Annotated in this window: 15 protein-coding genes; 13 read left to right on the forward strand and 2 right to left on the reverse strand. The window is 71.7% G+C overall.

The genetic code is table 11. The features are described 5' to 3' along the window. Nucleotides 1–221 precede the first annotated feature (221 nt). Nucleotides 222–1,040 carry a PaaX family transcriptional regulator C-terminal domain-containing protein gene (locus ABZT04_RS26300; RefSeq protein WP_356059439.1) on the forward strand — a complete coding sequence of 273 codons (819 nt, stop codon included), beginning with the start codon at nt 222–224 and terminating at the stop codon, nt 1,038–1,040. 78 nt (nt 1,041–1,118) lie between these two features. Further along, entirely contained in the window at nt 1,119–1,949 is an 831-nt protein-coding gene (locus ABZT04_RS26305; protein WP_356059440.1) for a p-hydroxycinnamoyl CoA hydratase/lyase, read from the forward strand. Nucleotides 1,950–2,574: 625 nt separating this feature from the next. Here the strand turns inward: ABZT04_RS26305 and ABZT04_RS26310 are convergent. Further along, complete coding sequence (locus tag ABZT04_RS26310; RefSeq protein WP_356059441.1) at nt 2,575–3,528, reverse strand: isocitrate lyase/PEP mutase family protein; 954 nt, start codon at nt 3,526–3,528, stop codon at nt 2,575–2,577. A gap of 16 nt (nt 3,529–3,544) precedes the next feature. Further along, nucleotides 3,545–5,005, reverse strand: a complete 1,461-nt coding sequence (locus ABZT04_RS26315; protein WP_356059442.1) for an aldehyde dehydrogenase family protein — start codon at nt 5,003–5,005, stop codon at nt 3,545–3,547. Nucleotides 5,006–5,193: 188 nt separating this feature from the next. On the opposite strand from ABZT04_RS26315, the gene ABZT04_RS26320 reads away from it, so the two are divergent. From ABZT04_RS26320 to ABZT04_RS26370, 11 genes are all read left to right on the forward strand, one after another. Further along, a complete protein-coding gene (locus ABZT04_RS26320) occupies nt 5,194–6,387 on the forward strand; it encodes a helix-turn-helix domain-containing protein (RefSeq protein WP_356059443.1) in 1,194 nt (397 codons plus the stop codon). 304 nt (nt 6,388–6,691) lie between these two features. Then, nucleotides 6,692–8,194, forward strand: coding sequence for a 4-hydroxyphenylacetate 3-hydroxylase N-terminal domain-containing protein (locus tag ABZT04_RS26325; RefSeq protein WP_356059444.1), 1,503 nt, complete (start codon nt 6,692–6,694; stop codon nt 8,192–8,194). 22 nt (nt 8,195–8,216) lie between these two features. Continuing rightward, nucleotides 8,217–9,221 (forward strand): amidohydrolase family protein, encoded by a 1,005-nt coding sequence (locus ABZT04_RS26330; RefSeq protein ID WP_356059445.1) that lies wholly within the window; start codon nt 8,217–8,219, stop codon nt 9,219–9,221. 10 nt (nt 9,222–9,231) lie between these two features. Next, nucleotides 9,232–10,245, forward strand: a complete 1,014-nt coding sequence (locus ABZT04_RS26335; RefSeq protein WP_356059446.1) for a hypothetical protein — start codon at nt 9,232–9,234, stop codon at nt 10,243–10,245. Then, complete coding sequence (locus ABZT04_RS26340) at nt 10,242–10,943, forward strand: RraA family protein (protein WP_356059447.1); 702 nt, start codon at nt 10,242–10,244, stop codon at nt 10,941–10,943. Before ABZT04_RS26335 ends, ABZT04_RS26340 begins: the two co-directional genes overlap by 4 nt. After that, on the forward strand, nt 10,940–11,587 hold the full coding sequence (locus tag ABZT04_RS26345; RefSeq protein ID WP_356059448.1) for an RraA family protein: 648 nt from the start codon (nt 10,940–10,942) through the stop codon (nt 11,585–11,587). The genes ABZT04_RS26340 and ABZT04_RS26345 overlap by 4 nt, the downstream gene beginning before the upstream one ends. After that, on the forward strand, nt 11,584–12,225 hold the full coding sequence (locus tag ABZT04_RS26350; protein ID WP_356059449.1) for a 4-carboxy-4-hydroxy-2-oxoadipate aldolase/oxaloacetate decarboxylase: 642 nt from the start codon (nt 11,584–11,586) through the stop codon (nt 12,223–12,225). Before ABZT04_RS26345 ends, ABZT04_RS26350 begins: the two co-directional genes overlap by 4 nt. Further along, complete coding sequence (locus ABZT04_RS26355) at nt 12,222–13,253, forward strand: flavin reductase (RefSeq protein WP_356059450.1); 1,032 nt, start codon at nt 12,222–12,224, stop codon at nt 13,251–13,253. Before ABZT04_RS26350 ends, ABZT04_RS26355 begins: the two co-directional genes overlap by 4 nt. Beyond that, nucleotides 13,250–14,386, forward strand: a complete 1,137-nt coding sequence (locus tag ABZT04_RS26360; RefSeq protein ID WP_356059451.1) for a cupin domain-containing protein — start codon at nt 13,250–13,252, stop codon at nt 14,384–14,386. The genes ABZT04_RS26355 and ABZT04_RS26360 overlap by 4 nt, the downstream gene beginning before the upstream one ends. Further along, nucleotides 14,383–15,237: a fumarylacetoacetate hydrolase family protein gene (locus ABZT04_RS26365; RefSeq protein ID WP_356059452.1), complete on the forward strand. Its 855-nt coding sequence runs from the start codon at nt 14,383–14,385 to the stop codon at nt 15,235–15,237. Before ABZT04_RS26360 ends, ABZT04_RS26365 begins: the two co-directional genes overlap by 4 nt. After that, complete coding sequence (locus ABZT04_RS26370) at nt 15,234–15,956, forward strand: maleylpyruvate isomerase family mycothiol-dependent enzyme (protein WP_356059453.1); 723 nt, start codon at nt 15,234–15,236, stop codon at nt 15,954–15,956. The genes ABZT04_RS26365 and ABZT04_RS26370 overlap by 4 nt, the downstream gene beginning before the upstream one ends. The last annotated feature ends 14 nt before the right edge of the window (nt 15,957–15,970 follow it).

Raw genomic sequence — 15,970 nt, forward strand, 5'->3', positions numbered from 1 at the left:
CGTGCTGTGCATCCGATGAGCACCATACCCATCAAGAAACATTTTCGGAACGGCAAGCGCAGATACGTTAAAAATAAATGTCTGAGCGGCGGCGCAACCCGTACCGAGGCCCGGGAGACCTCTCCAGGACAGCGACCCCGCATCACTCACCACTCACCGATCCCAGGCATGACCGACGGAGATCTGTTACACGTCCCGGCCTCCACCCTAGGATGGGGACCATGGTGGACACAGAGAACTCACCCAAGCCGACATCCCTGGCCATGGACCTGCTGGGCGACTTCGACCGCACCGGCGGCCGGGAGATCCGACTGAAGGCCCTCGTCGCCCTGGGCGAGGAACTCGACATCTCCGGCCCCGTCATGCGGGTCACACTCGCCCGACTGCGCGAGCGGGGCTGGTTCGACGTGCGCCGCGAGGGCCGCGAGTCGATCTACCGCTTCACACCGGCCGCCCTCCAGTCGCTCGACGAGGGGCGCCGGAAGATCTTCCGCGATCCGGTCGCCCCCTGGAACGGCGAGTGGTCGATGGTCATCTACACGGTGCCGGAGAACGACCGTCAGACCCGCGACGACCTGCGCAAAAAACTGACCTGGCTCGGCTTCGGCCCACTCGCCCCCGCCACCTGGGTCTGCCCCCACCCCCGCCTGGACGAGATCGCCAACGCAGCCGCCCGGCTGACCACGGCCCGACTGACCCTCCTCACCACCCGCACCACCGGGCTGCCGGCCGACCGCGCCATGGCCGCCCAGTGCTGGGAACTGGACGAGATCGCGGCGGAATACGCCACGTTCGTACGACGGCTGCGCTCCCGGCTCGGGGAGTACCGCTCCCCCGGGCTCGGCGGCGGCACGGCACTCGCCGAGCGTGTCCGGCTCGTCAACGCCTACCGCCACGTCGTACAGCGGGACCCGCAGCTCCCGACGGAACTGCAGCCGCCCGGCTGGACCGGCGACGAGGCCCACCGGCTCTTCACTCAGGCCCATGACGCGCTCGCCGCGCTGTCGACCGACCTCTACGCCGAGGCCACCACTCAATAATAAATAACACCCCTCTGGCTACATACGAATTCACGTTATACATTGCCCCTCGAAGCCTAGTGGTCGAGGAGCGACGACATGCCCCACTACGAGTGCATCTCTGTGGAGACCGAGGACCGCGTCACGACGGTCACCCTCAACAGGCCGCACAAGCGCAACGCGATGAGTCCGCAGCTCAACGACGAGATGCTGGACGCCCTGACCCGCCTGTCGGCGGACAGCGGGACGGACGTCCTGGTCCTCACCGGCGCGGGGGACTCCTTCAGCGCCGGAATGGACCTCAAGGAGTACTTCCGGGAGACGGACCACGATCCGGTGCTCGCCGAGAGGGCCAGGTGGACCATGCGGGAGTGGTCCTACAACCGGCTGCGGTTCTTTCCCCGGGTGACCATCGCCGCCGTCAACGGCTGGTGCTTCGGCGGAGCCTTCATGCCCCTCGTGTCGTGCGACCTCGCGATCGCCGCGGACGAGGCCCGTTTCGGACTGTCCGAGGTGAACTGGGGCATCCTTCCCGGCGGCCTGGTCACCAGGGACATCTCGATGGCGCTGGGCTACCGGGACGCGCTCTACTACGCGCTGACCGGGGAGACCTTCGACGGACCACGGGCCCGGGAGATCGGGCTGGTCAACGCCTCGGTGCCGAGGGAGGAGCTGGGCGAGGCCGTCCGCGAACTCACCGCCAAGCTCCGCAAGCTCAACCCCGAGGTGCTCCGCTCCACGAAGGAGACGTTCCGGCACGCGTCGGCAATGAACTACGAGCAGGCCACCGACTACATGGCGGCCAAGTCGGCCCAGCTCCTTACCCGCGACCGCGAGGACGGCCGTCAGAAGGGTCTCTCGCAGTTCCTGGACACCAAGGAGATCAAGCCGGGGCTGGCTCCGTACCAGCGGACGGACTCCGACGCCTGAGCGACGTCGCCGCGACTGGCCGGCGCGCCATGCCCGCACCGGCGGGCGCGCCCCAGGACCGCACGGATGTGCAACGCAATACACGAGGCATGCGCGGAGCTGTTGCTCTCGGGTTGGCTGCCTTCCCCACGCCCGGGGCCGTCGGGTCGTCCCGTCGGCGTACGCGAAGCGAGGTGGGGCGGGCGGTCAAGAGACCGCCCGCCGGGGCTCGCGCCTTCGCCGACAGGGTGCGAATGCGGCCAAGACCTGACGCCTCCGAGGCGGACAGGGCGCTCGCACCGCGTCGCCGTGCCGACCCACGGCACGGCGCACGCCTGCTCGCCCCAGTGGGTCACTCGGCGAGGGTCGATTCGTCTTCAGGGCGTCGGCCACGGTTCTGCTCACGATGCCGAGAGCCCTCGCGATTCTGGTCACCGGGCCCGGGCCACCGTGGCGCTCGCTGAGTGGCCCACGGTGACGAACCGTCACAAGGGCGTGGTCGTGCGGGCGAGCTGTCCGCCGTGCGACGGGTTCGGCAAGCACGCGCCGACCGGCCCTCCTCCACTCGTCGAGGTGCTCCATCGCAGTCCCGGCGATACCGGTCGTCGTCAGCGGCGCGGCCGGCATCGCACGCTGCGCTCACCGCTCACGTGGACGGTGTGTGCCCGAACGTCGACTCGTAATCGCGCCGGAACTCGGTCGGCAGGAACTCGTCCTCCAGCCGCCGCACCCGCTCGGTACCAGTGAGGGACGGCAGCGGCGCCGCGCCCCAGGGGCTCTCGGCGGCCTTCCGCGCCCAGTCGTCGAGGGCGGGTGTCCCCTGCTGGCGGAAGGCGTGCAGCAGATCCCACGCCGCCTGCAGACCGGACTTCGAGGCCAGTACCGGGAAGAGCGCGATCCGCAGGCCCAGCCGCTCGTACTCGTCGAGGGTGGGACCCGGACCCTCGCCTCCCCACACGGTCATCACGGGGGCGGGGATGCGCTCGCAGGCCTCGGCGATCTGTTCCGGCGTCTGGAGCGAGTTCAGCCAGACGAAGTCGGCTCCCCCGTCCTCCACGTAGCGGACGCAGCGCCGTACGGCCTCCTCGAAGCCGCCGTCCTCGGCGCCGATGGCGTCGCACCGCGCGCAGATCGCGAACAGCGGGTCCAGTTCGTCGCGGGCGCGTGCGGCGGCTCGGTATTTGCCCACCGCCTCGTCCATCGAGACGAGGCGGCGGCCCGCGTCGGTGCCGGACTTCTTCGGTGCTTCCTGGTCCTCGATCTGCACCGCCGCGGCGCCCGACCGGACGAGCTGCTGCACCGCGAAGTAGACGTTCACCGCGTTGCCGTATCCGGTGTCCCCGTCCACGAGGACGGGGATGTCGGTGTGCCCGGCGACGCGACCGGCGTGGCCGGCCATGTCGTTCAGGCCGAGGACTCCGACGTCGGGCGCGCCGTAGAGGAACGCCGCCGCCTGGGAGCCGGCGAGGAAGAACGCCTCGTAGCCCGCCCGTTCGGTCATGGCGGCGTCCATCGGGCTGAATCCGCCTGGTACGACGGTCAGGCCGTCGCGGGCCAGTACGGAGTGGAACAACTCGCGCTTCTGCGTGGCCGATCGCACCGCCGGCTCCTTTCGCTCAGATCGGGTAGGTCGGAGCCGTCGGGCTCGCCGTCACCCACTGCCAGTGGGTGAACTCGTCGAGGTTCCAGTGCCCGCCGTGCCTACCGCCGTTGCCCGAGCCGCCCAGGCCGCCCATGGGGATGTGCGCGGCATCGTTGATCGTCTGCCCGTTGACGTGGACCATTCCGGCCCGGATCCGGCCCGCCACGGCGAGTCCGCGGGCGAAGTCCCTGGTGTGCACGGCGGCGGACAGGCCGTACTCGCTGGAATTGGCGAGGGCCACCGCGTGGTCGTCGTCCGTGAACGAGGTGACCGCGACGACGGGCCCGAAGATCTCCTCGGTGAACGCGGGGGACATGGGATCCACGTCGGCCAGCACGGTGGGGGTGAAGAAGGTGCCGTTCCGGGTGCCGCCCGAGACCAGCCGCGCGCCCGCCGAGAGCGCCTCGTTCACGATCTTCTCGACGCGGCCCGCCTGGTCCTCGTTGATGAGCGGGCCGATGTTCACGGTCGGGTCGGCCGGGTCTCCGACGCGCAGCGCCTCGGTCTTGGCGGTGATCTTCTCGACGTAGGCGTCGGCGAGGCTCTCGTGGACCAGGTGCCGGCCGGTGGCCATGCAGATCTGCCCCTGGTGGAGGAAGGACCCCCACGCGGCGTTGTTGACGGCGGCGTCGAGGTCGGCGTCGTCGAGCACCAATACCGGGTTGTTCCCGCCGAGTTCGAGCACCGCGCGCTTGATGAGGGCCCCGGCGGCGGCGCCGACCCGGCGCCCGGCGGCCGACGAACCGGTGAAGGAGATCACCGGCACCCGGGGGTCCGCGACCAGCGCCTCGCCGGTCTCCGGGCCGCCCGGGACCACGTGCAGCACGCCTGTGGGCAGCCCTGCCCGTTCGAAGATCCGGGCGATCACCCAGCCGCCCGAGAGCGCCGCCTTCGGGTCGGGCTTGAGTACCACGGCGTTGCCGAGTGCCAGCGCGGGCGCGACGGAGCGCAGCGCGAGCAGGAGCGGGGCATTCCAGGGGGCGATCACGCCCACGACACCGACCGGCATGCGGCGCGCCATGCTGAGCGTCCCCGGTGTGTCGTGCGGCAGCAGTTCCCCCGTGGGGTGATCCGTCAGCGCGGCCGCCGCGGAGAGTTCGTCGAGCGACTTGGTGACCTCCTGCTCGGCCTTCCCCCGGGTACTGCCCGTCTCGGCGACCAGGGTCGCCACCACCTCGGCGCGGGCCTCGGCAAGGGCTTCGACGGCGGCGAGCAGCACCTGCTTCCGCCGGCCGGCGGGGCCGAGGCCCCACTCCGGCTGTGCGCTCGCGGCCACGGCGCACGCGCGGTCGATGTCCGTGGGGTCACCGAGGCCGATCCTGCCGACCCGGGACCCGTTGGCCGGGTTGTGCACCTCCCGCTCACCGCCGGACGGAACGCGCCATCCGTCGCAGAAGACCAGCCCCTGGAGCGAGGCCAGGTTCAGGGTGGACATGTGGACTCCCCTCTCGCCGAACGTCCCCACGGTAGGAGCCGCCGGATCCCGCCGCCTTCGGCCCACTGCGCCAACCTGTACCCCCTGTTTCCTACACGGTGTCGGATGCGATCATGGTGCCGAGCACGTTTCCGGACCGACGGCCGGACCCGCGGTAGAGGATCGTGGCCAGGGCGAGGAGGCCATCCATGGACATCGACACGACGGTGGAACACCTCGCCGCGCTGCTCGAACGCCCCCTGGTGCTGTACGACGTCGATCTCAACGTCGCCGCCTACAGCGCCCATGACGCGGACGTCGACGAGGCCCGTCGGCTGACGATCCTCTCCCGGCGTGGCAGCGTCACGGTGCGGGACATGCTGCGCGCCTCCGGGGCGGCTCAGGTGTCCGCGCCGGTGCGGCTGCCGGCGGCTGACGGGGTTCCCGAGCGGATCGCGGTCGGGGTGCGCCACGACGGTCACCTGATGGGCTACCTGGTGTGGGTCGAACCCGGAGCCGCGCGGGACGTGACCGCAACGGTGCGCGAGCTGCTCGACCGGTTTGGGCCGGACCTCGGCCGTCTCCTCGCCGTACGGGCGCTGGACAGCCAGGAGACGCGGCTGCGGCTGCGCATGCTCGTGTCGGACCTGGTGTCGGACGACGTGCCGCGGCGCGCGGAGGCCGCCCGCGCCCTGGTGGACGACGGCGCGCTGCCGGACGCCGCGGAGTACACAGGTTTCGTGATCGCCGCCCCCGACGCGGGCCGCTCGTCGGCGGCGCAGCGGCGCACCGCCCTGGAGGCGGCGCTGGCGGGCCTGGCCAGGTCGATGCGCGAGGCCGTCGCGGGTGCGGTGATCGGTGACCGGGCCGTGGCCGTCCTCGCCCACGGTGCGGGCCGGCCCCGGACACCCGGCCGGCCGGCCGCGCGCGACGGTGTGCTGGTCGGCATGGGAGCCCCGGTGCACGAGCTGTCCGACACCGTGTCGTCGGTGCGGCAGGCCCGGCTCGCCGTCCGGGGAGGGGAGCTGGACCCCGGCCGCTACGGTCCGGTCGTCTCGTGGGACGACCTCGGTCTGGACCGGCTCCTGCTCCAACTGCCGTTGGAGCGACTGACGGTGGAGGACCTCCCCGCCTCGGTCGCGCGACTGGTCGACCCGGCGTCCGGGCTCGATCTCGCCGGCACCCTGGAGGTGTACCTGGACTGCGGCGCGGACGGCCAGGAGACGGCGAAGCGCCTGATGATCCACCGCAGCACGCTGTACTACCGGCTGGACCGCGCCCGCAAAGTCACCGGAGCCGACCTCCGGGACGGTGCCGCCCGCAGGGAACTGCACACGGGGCTGCGGGTCGCACGGCTGGCGGGCATCCTGCCGCCGACCTCCTCCCCCACCCCCGCCGGCTGAGAGACACGGCCGGGCAGAGGTACCCCGACGGTCCGGGCGACGCGGCCAGGCAGAAGCTCTCGCCGGGCGCCTCACGTGAAATCCACTGGGACCCGGCGCCTCACCCGCCATCCCGGCCCCGCCGAACAGACACGCCCCCACCATCCAGGGAGCGCGCCCCGGCCACTGGCGCTGCCCCTCTCCGACACCGTGTCGGAATTCCCGCCCTCCACGTGGTCCACCGCATCTGATGTGCCCGCCCCTACGCCCGGCGTTGACTCCGAGAGACACAGATCTCGCAGGGTCCAGGTCCGTAGGAGCACACATGACCACCTCAGTACCGGCCGGCACTCCCGACGCCCTCACCGGGGCCGGCCGCGCCATCGCCGACATCGGCAGCGCCACCGGCATCCTCACCGGAGACCAGTACCGCGCGAGCCTCGACGACGGCCGCGAGGTGTGGCTGTCGGGCAAGCGCGTGGACAACGTGGCCACGCATCCGGCCTTCCGCGGCGTCGTGGACGAGTTCGCGCGTCTGCTGGACCTGCGCCACGCCCCGGAGCACGTCGAGCTGTCGACCTTCGTGTCGCCGGAGACGGGCAACCGGGTCAGCCAGGCGTACTCGATGCCGGCCACGCCCGAGGAGCTGCGCGCCAAGTTCGCTGCCAGCGAGTGGTGGATGCGCGAGAGCCTCGGCCAGCTCGGGCGGTCCCCCGACTTCATGTCCAACGTCGTCGTCGGATTGCGCGACTACGCGCCCGAACTCGACGCCGCGCGGGAGGGGTTCGGGCACCACGCCGTCGCCTATCACCGCTACGCCAGTGAGCACGACCTCGTACTCACCCACGCGCTGGGCGACCCCCAGATCGACCGCAGCGCCGACCCCCTCCAGGACGACACCCTGTCGCTGCACATCGTCGATGAGAACGCGGACGGCGTGGTCGTGCGCGGCGCCAAGCAGCTCGCCACGCTGGCCCCCTTCTCGCACGAGGTCCTCGTCTACCTCAACGGCGTGACCGCGGCGCGCGGCGCGGAGAAGTTCGTGCTCTGGTTCGCGCTGCCGATGAACGCCCCGGGGCTGAGGATCCTCTGCCGGGAGCCGTTCAGCATGGACGCCGAGGGCCACACGCACCCGCTCGGTCGCCGCTTCGACGAGCAGGACGCGATGCTGTTCTTCGACGACGTCCTCATCCCCTGGGACCGGCTGTTCCTGCGCGGCGACAGCATGACTGCCATCAAGGGGCTCGTCCGCATCAACGCGTGGAGCCTGCAGAGCACCCACATCCGGTTCCTGCAGCGGCTGCGGGTGTTCGTCTCCGTCGCGAAGATGGTGGCCCACTCGATCGGCGTGGACACCTTCCGCGGCATTCAGGAACAGCTCGGCGAGCTGATCTCGTACGCCGAGACCCTGGAGCTGGGGATCATCGGCGCCGAGGCCGCCGCCGAGCGCACGCCCGGCGGGCTGCTGGCCCCCCGGGTCAGCTACGGCCTCGGTTTCTGGTCGGCGGGGGTGTCGGCGCGGGTCGCCGAGATCCTGCGCCAGATCGGCTCCTCCGGGCTGATCATGCAGCCCAGCGAGGCCGACCTCACCTCCGAGCTGCGGCCGACCCTTGAGACGTACATGCGCGGCCACGACATCGGCGTGGACGAGAAGTCGCGGCTGTTCCGCACCGCCTGGGACCTGGTGGGCTCCGGATTCGGCTCGCGGCAGGAGCTGTACGAGTACCTGCACCGCGGAGAGCCGGGCGCCGGCCGCACCCGGCTGTGGCGGTCGTACGACAGCTCGGCCGTCGACGCGCAGATCCGCGACCTGATCTCCCGTCCCTGAAATCCCTTGTAAGGAGCCCCCGTTGATCATCGACGCCCACGGGCATGTCACCGCGCCCGACTCGCTCTACGTGTGGAAGTCCGGCCTGCTGTCCCACCGCGGTTCGCACGGCGTACGGCCACCGTCCGTCAGCGACGACCAGCTCCGCGAGGCCTGGAGCGCCCCGAACCCGAGCTTCGGCCATGTCTCCCACATGGACCACCTCGACGAGGCCGGGATCGACATCCAGCTCATCTCGCCGCGGCCGTACCAGATGATGCACAGCGAGCAGCCCGCCCGGATCGTCACGGCGTTCACCGAGGCGGTCAACGACGTGATCCACCAGTCCGTCCAGCTGTTCCCGGACCGGCTGCGCGGCATCGCGGGCCTGCCGCAGACGCCCGAGACGGACGTCGCCGCGTGGACGAAGGAGCTGCGCCGGACGGTGACCGAACTCGGTTTCGTCGGTGCGCTGTTGAACCCGGACCCCTACGAGGGCACCCGCACACCTCCCGCGCTCGGCGACCGCTACTGGTACCCGCTGTACGAGGCGCTGTGCGAACTCGACGTGCCCGCGGTCATCCACTCGGCGGGGTGCAAGCCGCCGACCCGGGAGCCGTACAGCCTGCACTTCATCCAGGAGGAGACGGTCGCCGTCTGGAGCCTGCTGTCGTCCTCGGTGCTGACCGACTTCCCGGACCTGAAGATCGTCGTCTCGCACGGCGGTGGCGCAATCCCGTACCAGGTCGGGCGCTTCCAGCCGGACGTGGTGCGCTCTGGCGGGGTGCCGTACATCGACCGGTTGCGGCGGCTCTGGTTCGACACCTGCCTGTACACCCAGGACGCGATCGAGCTGCTGATCCGCACCGTGGGCGTGGACCGCTGCCTGTTCGGCACCGAGAAGCCCGGCACCGGCTCGCAGATCAACCCCGCCACCGGCGGCTGGTTCGACGACATCCACACCCTGGTCGACGGCATCGAGTGGCTGAGCGACGGGGACCGCCAGGCGCTCTACGAGAAGAACGCCGTCTCGCTCTTCAGGATCTGAGGGAACACCAATGGCTCGCATTGTCACGGGGATCGGCTCCTCGCACGGTCCCCAACTGAAGATGACACCGGATCTCTGGCACGTGCGCGGCGTCGCCGACCGCAAGAGCACCTCCCTCGCCTTCCGGGGCGGGACGTACACGTTCGCCGAACTCGCCGAACTGCGCGAGGACTTCTCGGCCGAGTGCGCGGCCGAGGCCCAGGAGCGGCGCGCGGCCTCCTGCCAGAGCGCCCTGGACGGCCTGGGCCGGCACCTGGAGAAGGCCGACGTGGACGTGCTGGTCATCGTCTCCAGCGACCACAAGGAGGTCTACGACGACGCGTTGCTGCCCGCCTTCGCCGTCTACTGGGGCGACGAGGTGGCGCATGTTCCGTTCACCCAGGCGCAGTTGGACGTCATGCCGCCCGGTCTGGCGGAGGCCGCCTTCGGGGACGTCCCGGACCAGTTGATCGTCCGGCCGACCGCCTCGGCGCTGGGCCGCCACCTCATAGAGGAGACCGTCACCGCCGGCTTCGACACGGCCGCCTCCAAGCGGCTGCCCGCCGGTGACTACGACAACCACGGCATTCCGCACGGCTTCGGCTTCATCTACCAGCGGATCCTGGGCGAGACCTCGACGGTGCCGTTCGTGCCGGTGTTCGTGAACACCTTCTACGAGCCCAACCCGCCGACGGCCCGCCGCTGCGTCGCCTTCGGCGAGGCACTCGCCGCCGCCATCGCCTCCTTCCCCGAGGACCTGAAGGTCGGTCTCGTCGCCTCCGGCGGCCTGTCGCACTTCGTCGTCGACGAGGAACTCGACCAGCGGTTCCTGACGGCCCTGCGGGCCGGGGACACCGCCGCCCTGACGGAGTTCACCCCCGAGGAGATGCGGTCGGGCAGCTCCGAGCTACGCAACTGGATCACGGTCGCGGCGGCCCTGAACGCCACCGGGCTGGCCGTGGACTCCGTGCGCTACGAGCCCTGCTACCGCACCGAGGCCGGCACCGGCAACGCGATGGGTTTCGTCACCTGGAGTACGACATGACCACCACGCCCGCGCTGACGGACACCGCCGATCCGCTGGTCCTCGACCGGCTGCGCTCTCTGGACACCTGCGCCGTCTCCGACGCTCTGGACTCCCTGGGCCTGCCCGGTGCCGTCACCGGCATCGCCCCCATGTGGGCGGCACCGGGCGTCACCGTCGGCCGGGTCCGCACGGTCAAGGCCGTGCCCGCCGGGGGCGACGGCCCGAGCACCCACATCGCCTCGCCCCTGGTGGCCGTCGCCGGAACCGGTGACGTCGTGGTCGTCGACAACGACGGCCGTACGGACGTCTCCTGCTGGGGCGGCCTGCTGGCCGAGGCCGCGACCGTCCGCGGTGTCGCGGGAGTCGTCGTGGACGGCGCCTGCCGCGACGTGCAGGAGTGCGAGCAGCTCGGGCTGCCGCTGTTCGCCCGTGCCGCGGTGCCGGTCAGCGCCCGGGGCCGGATCGTCCAGCGGGCCATGGACGTCCCCGTGTCGGTCGGCGGGGTAACCGTCGAGTCCGGGGACTGGCTCGTCGCCGACCGCAACGGGCTCGCCTTCATCCCCAACGGCCGCCTCGACGACGTCCTCGCCGCCGGTCTGCGGATCGTCGAACGCGAGCGCCTCATGGGCGAGGCCGTCCGCGCCGGGCGCTCGGTCGTCGACGTCATGCACGACGCGCAGTTCACCGCCGCCCGCTTCCAGGAGCCGACCTCATGACCGACCTCACCGACTGGTCCGGCCTCTCCACGGCCACCGTCTCCGACGCCCTCGACCGGCTCGCGCTGCCCGGCTCGTTGCACGGCCTCGCCCCCCTGGGCGCCGGGCAACGGCTGGTCGGCCGCGCCTTCACCGTGCGCTACCGGGCCGCGGGCTCCCCTCCAGGCACTGTCGGGGACTACCTCGACGACGTCACAGCCGGACAGGTCGTCGTCCTCGACAACGCCGGCCGCACGGACGCCACCGTGTGGGGTGACATCCTCACCGCCGTCGCCCACCGGCGCGGCGTCGCCGGAACCGTCATCGACGGCGTCTGCCGCGACACCCACCGCGCCCTCGGGCTCGGCTACCCCGTCTACAGCCGGGGCCGTTTCATGCGCACCGGCAAGGACCGGGTGGAAGTGGCCGAGGTCGGAGGACCGGTCACCGTCGGCGGCGTGCAGGTGCGCCCCGGCGATCTGTTGATCGGTGACGAGGACGGCGCAGTCGCCGTGCCGTGGGACCGCGCCGAGGAAATCCTCGGTGTGGCCCGCGAGATCGAGCAGCGCGAGGCGGGCATCCTGGCCGCCGCGCTGGAGGGGGCCACCATCGCGGAGGCCAGGGCCCGCTACGGCTACCACCTGTTGCAGCGGAGGCCGTCATGACCGTTCTCGACGCCGCCGAGCTCAAGGAACTTCTGACCCTCGGCTCGGCCACCGCCTACGAAGCCTCCGGACTGCCGTGCGCCCTCCCGCCGGAGTTCCGGCCGGCTTGGGCGGGCGCTCGGTGCGCGGGTACCGCGCTCCCTGTCGCTGCGGCACCGGGCGACAACCTGCCCCTGCACTGGGCGCTGGAAGCGGCGCGACCGGGCGACGTGCTCGTGGTCGACGCCGGCGGCAGCGAACACGGCTACTGGGGCGAGGTCCTGGCGGCCTCCGCGCTCGCCCGGGGTGTCGCCGGACTCGTCATCGACGGCGGCGTGCGCGACACCGACCGACTGCGCGAGCTCGGCTTCCCCGCCTTCTCCACCTCGGTCTCCATCCTGGGCACCGGCAAGTCCTGGCCCGGCCTCGTCGGCAGCCCCGTTCAGTTGCGCGGCCACCGCGTGGCAAGGGGCGACCTGGTCGTCGCCGACGCCGACGGCATCGCGGTGCTGCCCGCCGCCGAGGCACGAAACGTCCTGGACGCATCACGCGCCCGCGCCGCCAAGGAGGACCAGTACATGGCGAAGCTCCGCGACGGCGCGCTCACCCTCGACCTCTACTGCTTCCGCGAGCTGGGACAACCGGAGGACCACCAATGACCACGACACCCACGACCCCGGTTCCGACGGACACCCTGGAGGACGCCTTCCGCTCTGCCGCCGGCCGCTTCGCCTCCGGCGTGACGGTCATAGCGCTGCGCGGGCCCAGCGGCCTGTACGGCCTCACCGCGACCTCGTTCGTCTCGCTCTCCCTGCGCCCACTGCTCGTGTCGGTGTCGGTGAACACCGGCAGCGCCCTGCTGGACGAGGTGCGCGCGGCGGGCAGGTTCTCCGTCAACGTGCTTGGCCAGGACCAACAGGCCGTGTCGAAGTACTTCGCGACGCGCGGCCGGGGCTTCAGCCAGGACGCCTTCCCCGGCATCCCCAGCCGCACCGAGGTCACCGGCGCGCCAGTGCTGGACGGCAGCCTCGCCTGGTTCGACGCGACGGTGGAGGCGATCCTGCCGGCCGGCGACCACGAGACGCTGGTGGGCTCGGTCAAGGCCGCCGGCCGCCGCGACGGCGAACCCCTCGTCTACTGGTCGGGCGGCTACCGGCGCCTGGACCCGACGGACCCCGGCTCCCCCGACGACCGTATCGCCCCTCTGTCGGCCGCCCTGTCCGAGCAGTTGAACGCCTCCGGGCTGTCGCCCGCCGACCTCATCGACGCCCAGTTGGCCCTAGAGCCGGTGGCCGCCGAACTCGCCGCGTTCCGCCACGACCCGGAGACCCTCGCCGCGCTGCGGGAGACCATGCGCCGCGCCCACGAGGCGGCGGGCGACCCGGAGGCGTTCACGGCCGAGGCCGTCGCCTTCCACACCGCGCTGGGGCGGGCCAGCGGCAACCCCGCCATCCGCGCGGCGCTCGACACCCTGGTGCACGTCCGGCACCGGCACTACGCGGCCGGCACCGACGACGCCGCCACCGCCCACACCAACACCGCGCACCAGGTCATCTACGACGCCATCGCCCGTGGCGACGCCGAGGGCGCGCGGGTGGCCATGACGGAACATCTGGCCGTCGTACGCAACGGTCTGGGGCCGCGAAAGGCGTCCCTCGCCGCGGAGGAGCAGGGGGCCCGCGCATGAACACCCCTGTCCGGCTGGCGGCCGTCGAGACGCCCGGCCAGCCCGAGGTCACCCCCGGCCTGCAGTCCCTCTACCGGGGCTTCGAGCGCGAACTCCTCGTCCCCCTGTGGACCGAGATCGGCGACCTGATGCCCGCCCACCCGCGCTCAAAGGCCGTCCCGCACCTGTGGCGCTGGGACCGGCTGCGCGAACTGGCGGGCCGGGCAGGCGAGTTGGTCCCGGTCGGCCGGGGCGGCGAGCGCCGCGCCATCGCTCTCGCCAATCCCGCGCTGGGCGGTCGCCCCTTCGCCACCCCCACGCTCTGGGCAGCCATCCAGTATTTGATGCCCGGCGAGGACGCCCCCGAGCACCGCCACACCCAGCACGCCTTCCGTTTCGTCGTCGAGGGCGAAGGGGTGTGGACCGTGGTGGACGGCGACCCGGTCCCCATGCGCCGCGGTGACTTCCTGCCCCAGGCGGGCTGGAACTGGCACGCCCACCACAACGCGACCGCCGAGCCGATGGCGTGGATCGACGGCCTGGACATCCCGTTCCAGTACGTCACGGAGGCGCAGTTCTTCGAGTTCGGCCGCGACCGGATCAGTGACGCCGAACGGACAACTCCCGACCGCTCGCGGTCGGAACGCCTGTGGGGTCACCCGGGCCTCCGCCCTGTCTCGGCCGGTACGACAGCTCCCGGATCGCCGCTCCTTGCGTACCGCTGGGAGCACACCGACCGGGCCCTCGCCGACCAACTCGACGTCGAGGCCGAGGGGTTCGGCTCCACCGTCGAACCCGGCCACGCGGCCGTCCGCTTCACCGACCCGGCGACCGGAGCCGACGTACTCCCCACCATCCGAGCCGAGATGCACCGGATCGCGCGGGGCACCGAGACCGCACCGGTGCGGGAGACGGGCTCTTCCGTCCACCAGGTCTTCGACGGCTCCGGCACCGTCACCGTGGGCGAGAAGATCTGGTCGGTCACGCGGGGCGACCTGTTCGTCGTCCCGTCCTGGGAGCCGTTCTCGGCGCGTTCCGAGGCCGGGTCCACCGACTCCGACTCCGGGGCCCTGGACCTGTTCCGTTTCAGCGACGCGCCCGTCTTCGAGGCGCTCCGCCTCCACCGCACGCACACCGAAGGAGCCGTCCGATGAAGCTCGCCACCCTCCGCACCGACGGCACGACCAGGGCCGTCCGGCTCGACGGCGACGTCCTGGTGGACCTCGGGGACGCCGACCTCGGCGCCTTCCTGGCCCGGCCGGACTGGCACGAGCGCGCGGCGTCCACCACCGCGGCCGGGCCGGCCACGACGTACCCGGTCGCCGGCGCCGACTTCGCGCCCGTGGTCCTCCGCCCTTCGAAGGTGGTGTGCGTGGGGCTCAACTACCGCAACCACATCACGGAGATGGGCCGCGATCTGCCCCAATACCCCACGCTCTTCGCCAAGTTCGGCGACAGCCTGATTGGCGCCGACGATGACATCACCAGGCCTGAGGAGACCACCCAGTTCGACTGGGAGGTGGAACTGGCGGTCGTCATCGGCAAGGGGGTCCGCCGGGCCACTTCCGCCACGGCAGTGGAGGCCATCGCGGGCTTCACCGCGCTCAACGACATCACATGCCGTGACTGGCAGTTCCGTACCCGCGAGTGGCTCCAGGGCAAGATGTGGGACTCCTCGACACCCGTCGGCCCGTATCTGGTGACGCCGGACGAACTGCCCGGCGGTGTCCGCCCGGCACTGGACGTACGGCTGGAGGTGGACGGCGAGGTCATGCAGTCCGACACAACCGGCGACCTGCTGTTCGACCCCGTAGCTCTCGTCGAGTACGTCTCCACGATCGTGCGGCTCAACCCGGGTGACATCATCGCCACCGGCACGCCCGGCGGCGTCGGCCACGCCCGCAAGCCCCCGCGCTTCCTGCTGGGCGGCGAGACCGTCGTGGCCGAGGTCGCGGGCATCGGGCGCCTCCACAACCGGGTCGTCAAGGAGGACGGCGCCCGATGAGCCGGTCACTCGCGGATGCCCGCCGCTGGATGCGGGAGGGGACCGAACTCCTCGTCCAGACCACGGCGCGACTCGACGAAGCGGCCTACGAAGAGCCCTCGCGCCTGCCCGCCTGGTCCCGCAAACACGTGGTGGCCCATGTCGCCGCCAACGCGGACGCCCTGGCCAACCTCGTCCACTGGGCGGCGACGGGCACGCCGACGCCGATGTACGCCTCTCCCGAGGAACGCGCGGTCGGGATCGAGGAGGGCGGCCGGCAACCGGGCGGGCGCCTCACGGAATGGCTCCGGCTCTCGTGCGACGCGCTGGAGAAGGCGATGGACGCACTGGATGAGGACCGATGGGCGGCGCGCGTACTGACCGCGCAGGCCCGTGCCGTACCGGCCACCGAGATCCCTTGGCTGCGCTCGCGCGAGGTGTGGGTGCACGCCGTCGACCTGGGCACCGGTGTCCGCTTCGGCGCTCTGCCCGCCGACTTCCTCACCGCGCTGTGCGACGACATCGTGGCCAGGCGCGGCGGCGCCCCGGGCCAGGGGATCACCCTGGAACCGACCGACGCACCCGGACGCTGGCTCCTGCCCTCCGCGTCCGGCGAGCCCGGGGAAACGATCACGGTCACCGGTTCTCTCGCCGAGATCACGGCTTACCTGGCAGGCCGGGATCACGGCGCGACCACGGCGGGAGGAGCCGCGGCACCGGCACTGCCCGCTTGGCTGTGAACGCCGGACGACGC

The organism is Streptomyces sp. NPDC005492 (genome assembly GCF_040605995.1).
Taxonomy (GTDB): domain Bacteria; phylum Actinomycetota; class Actinomycetes; order Streptomycetales; family Streptomycetaceae; genus Streptomyces.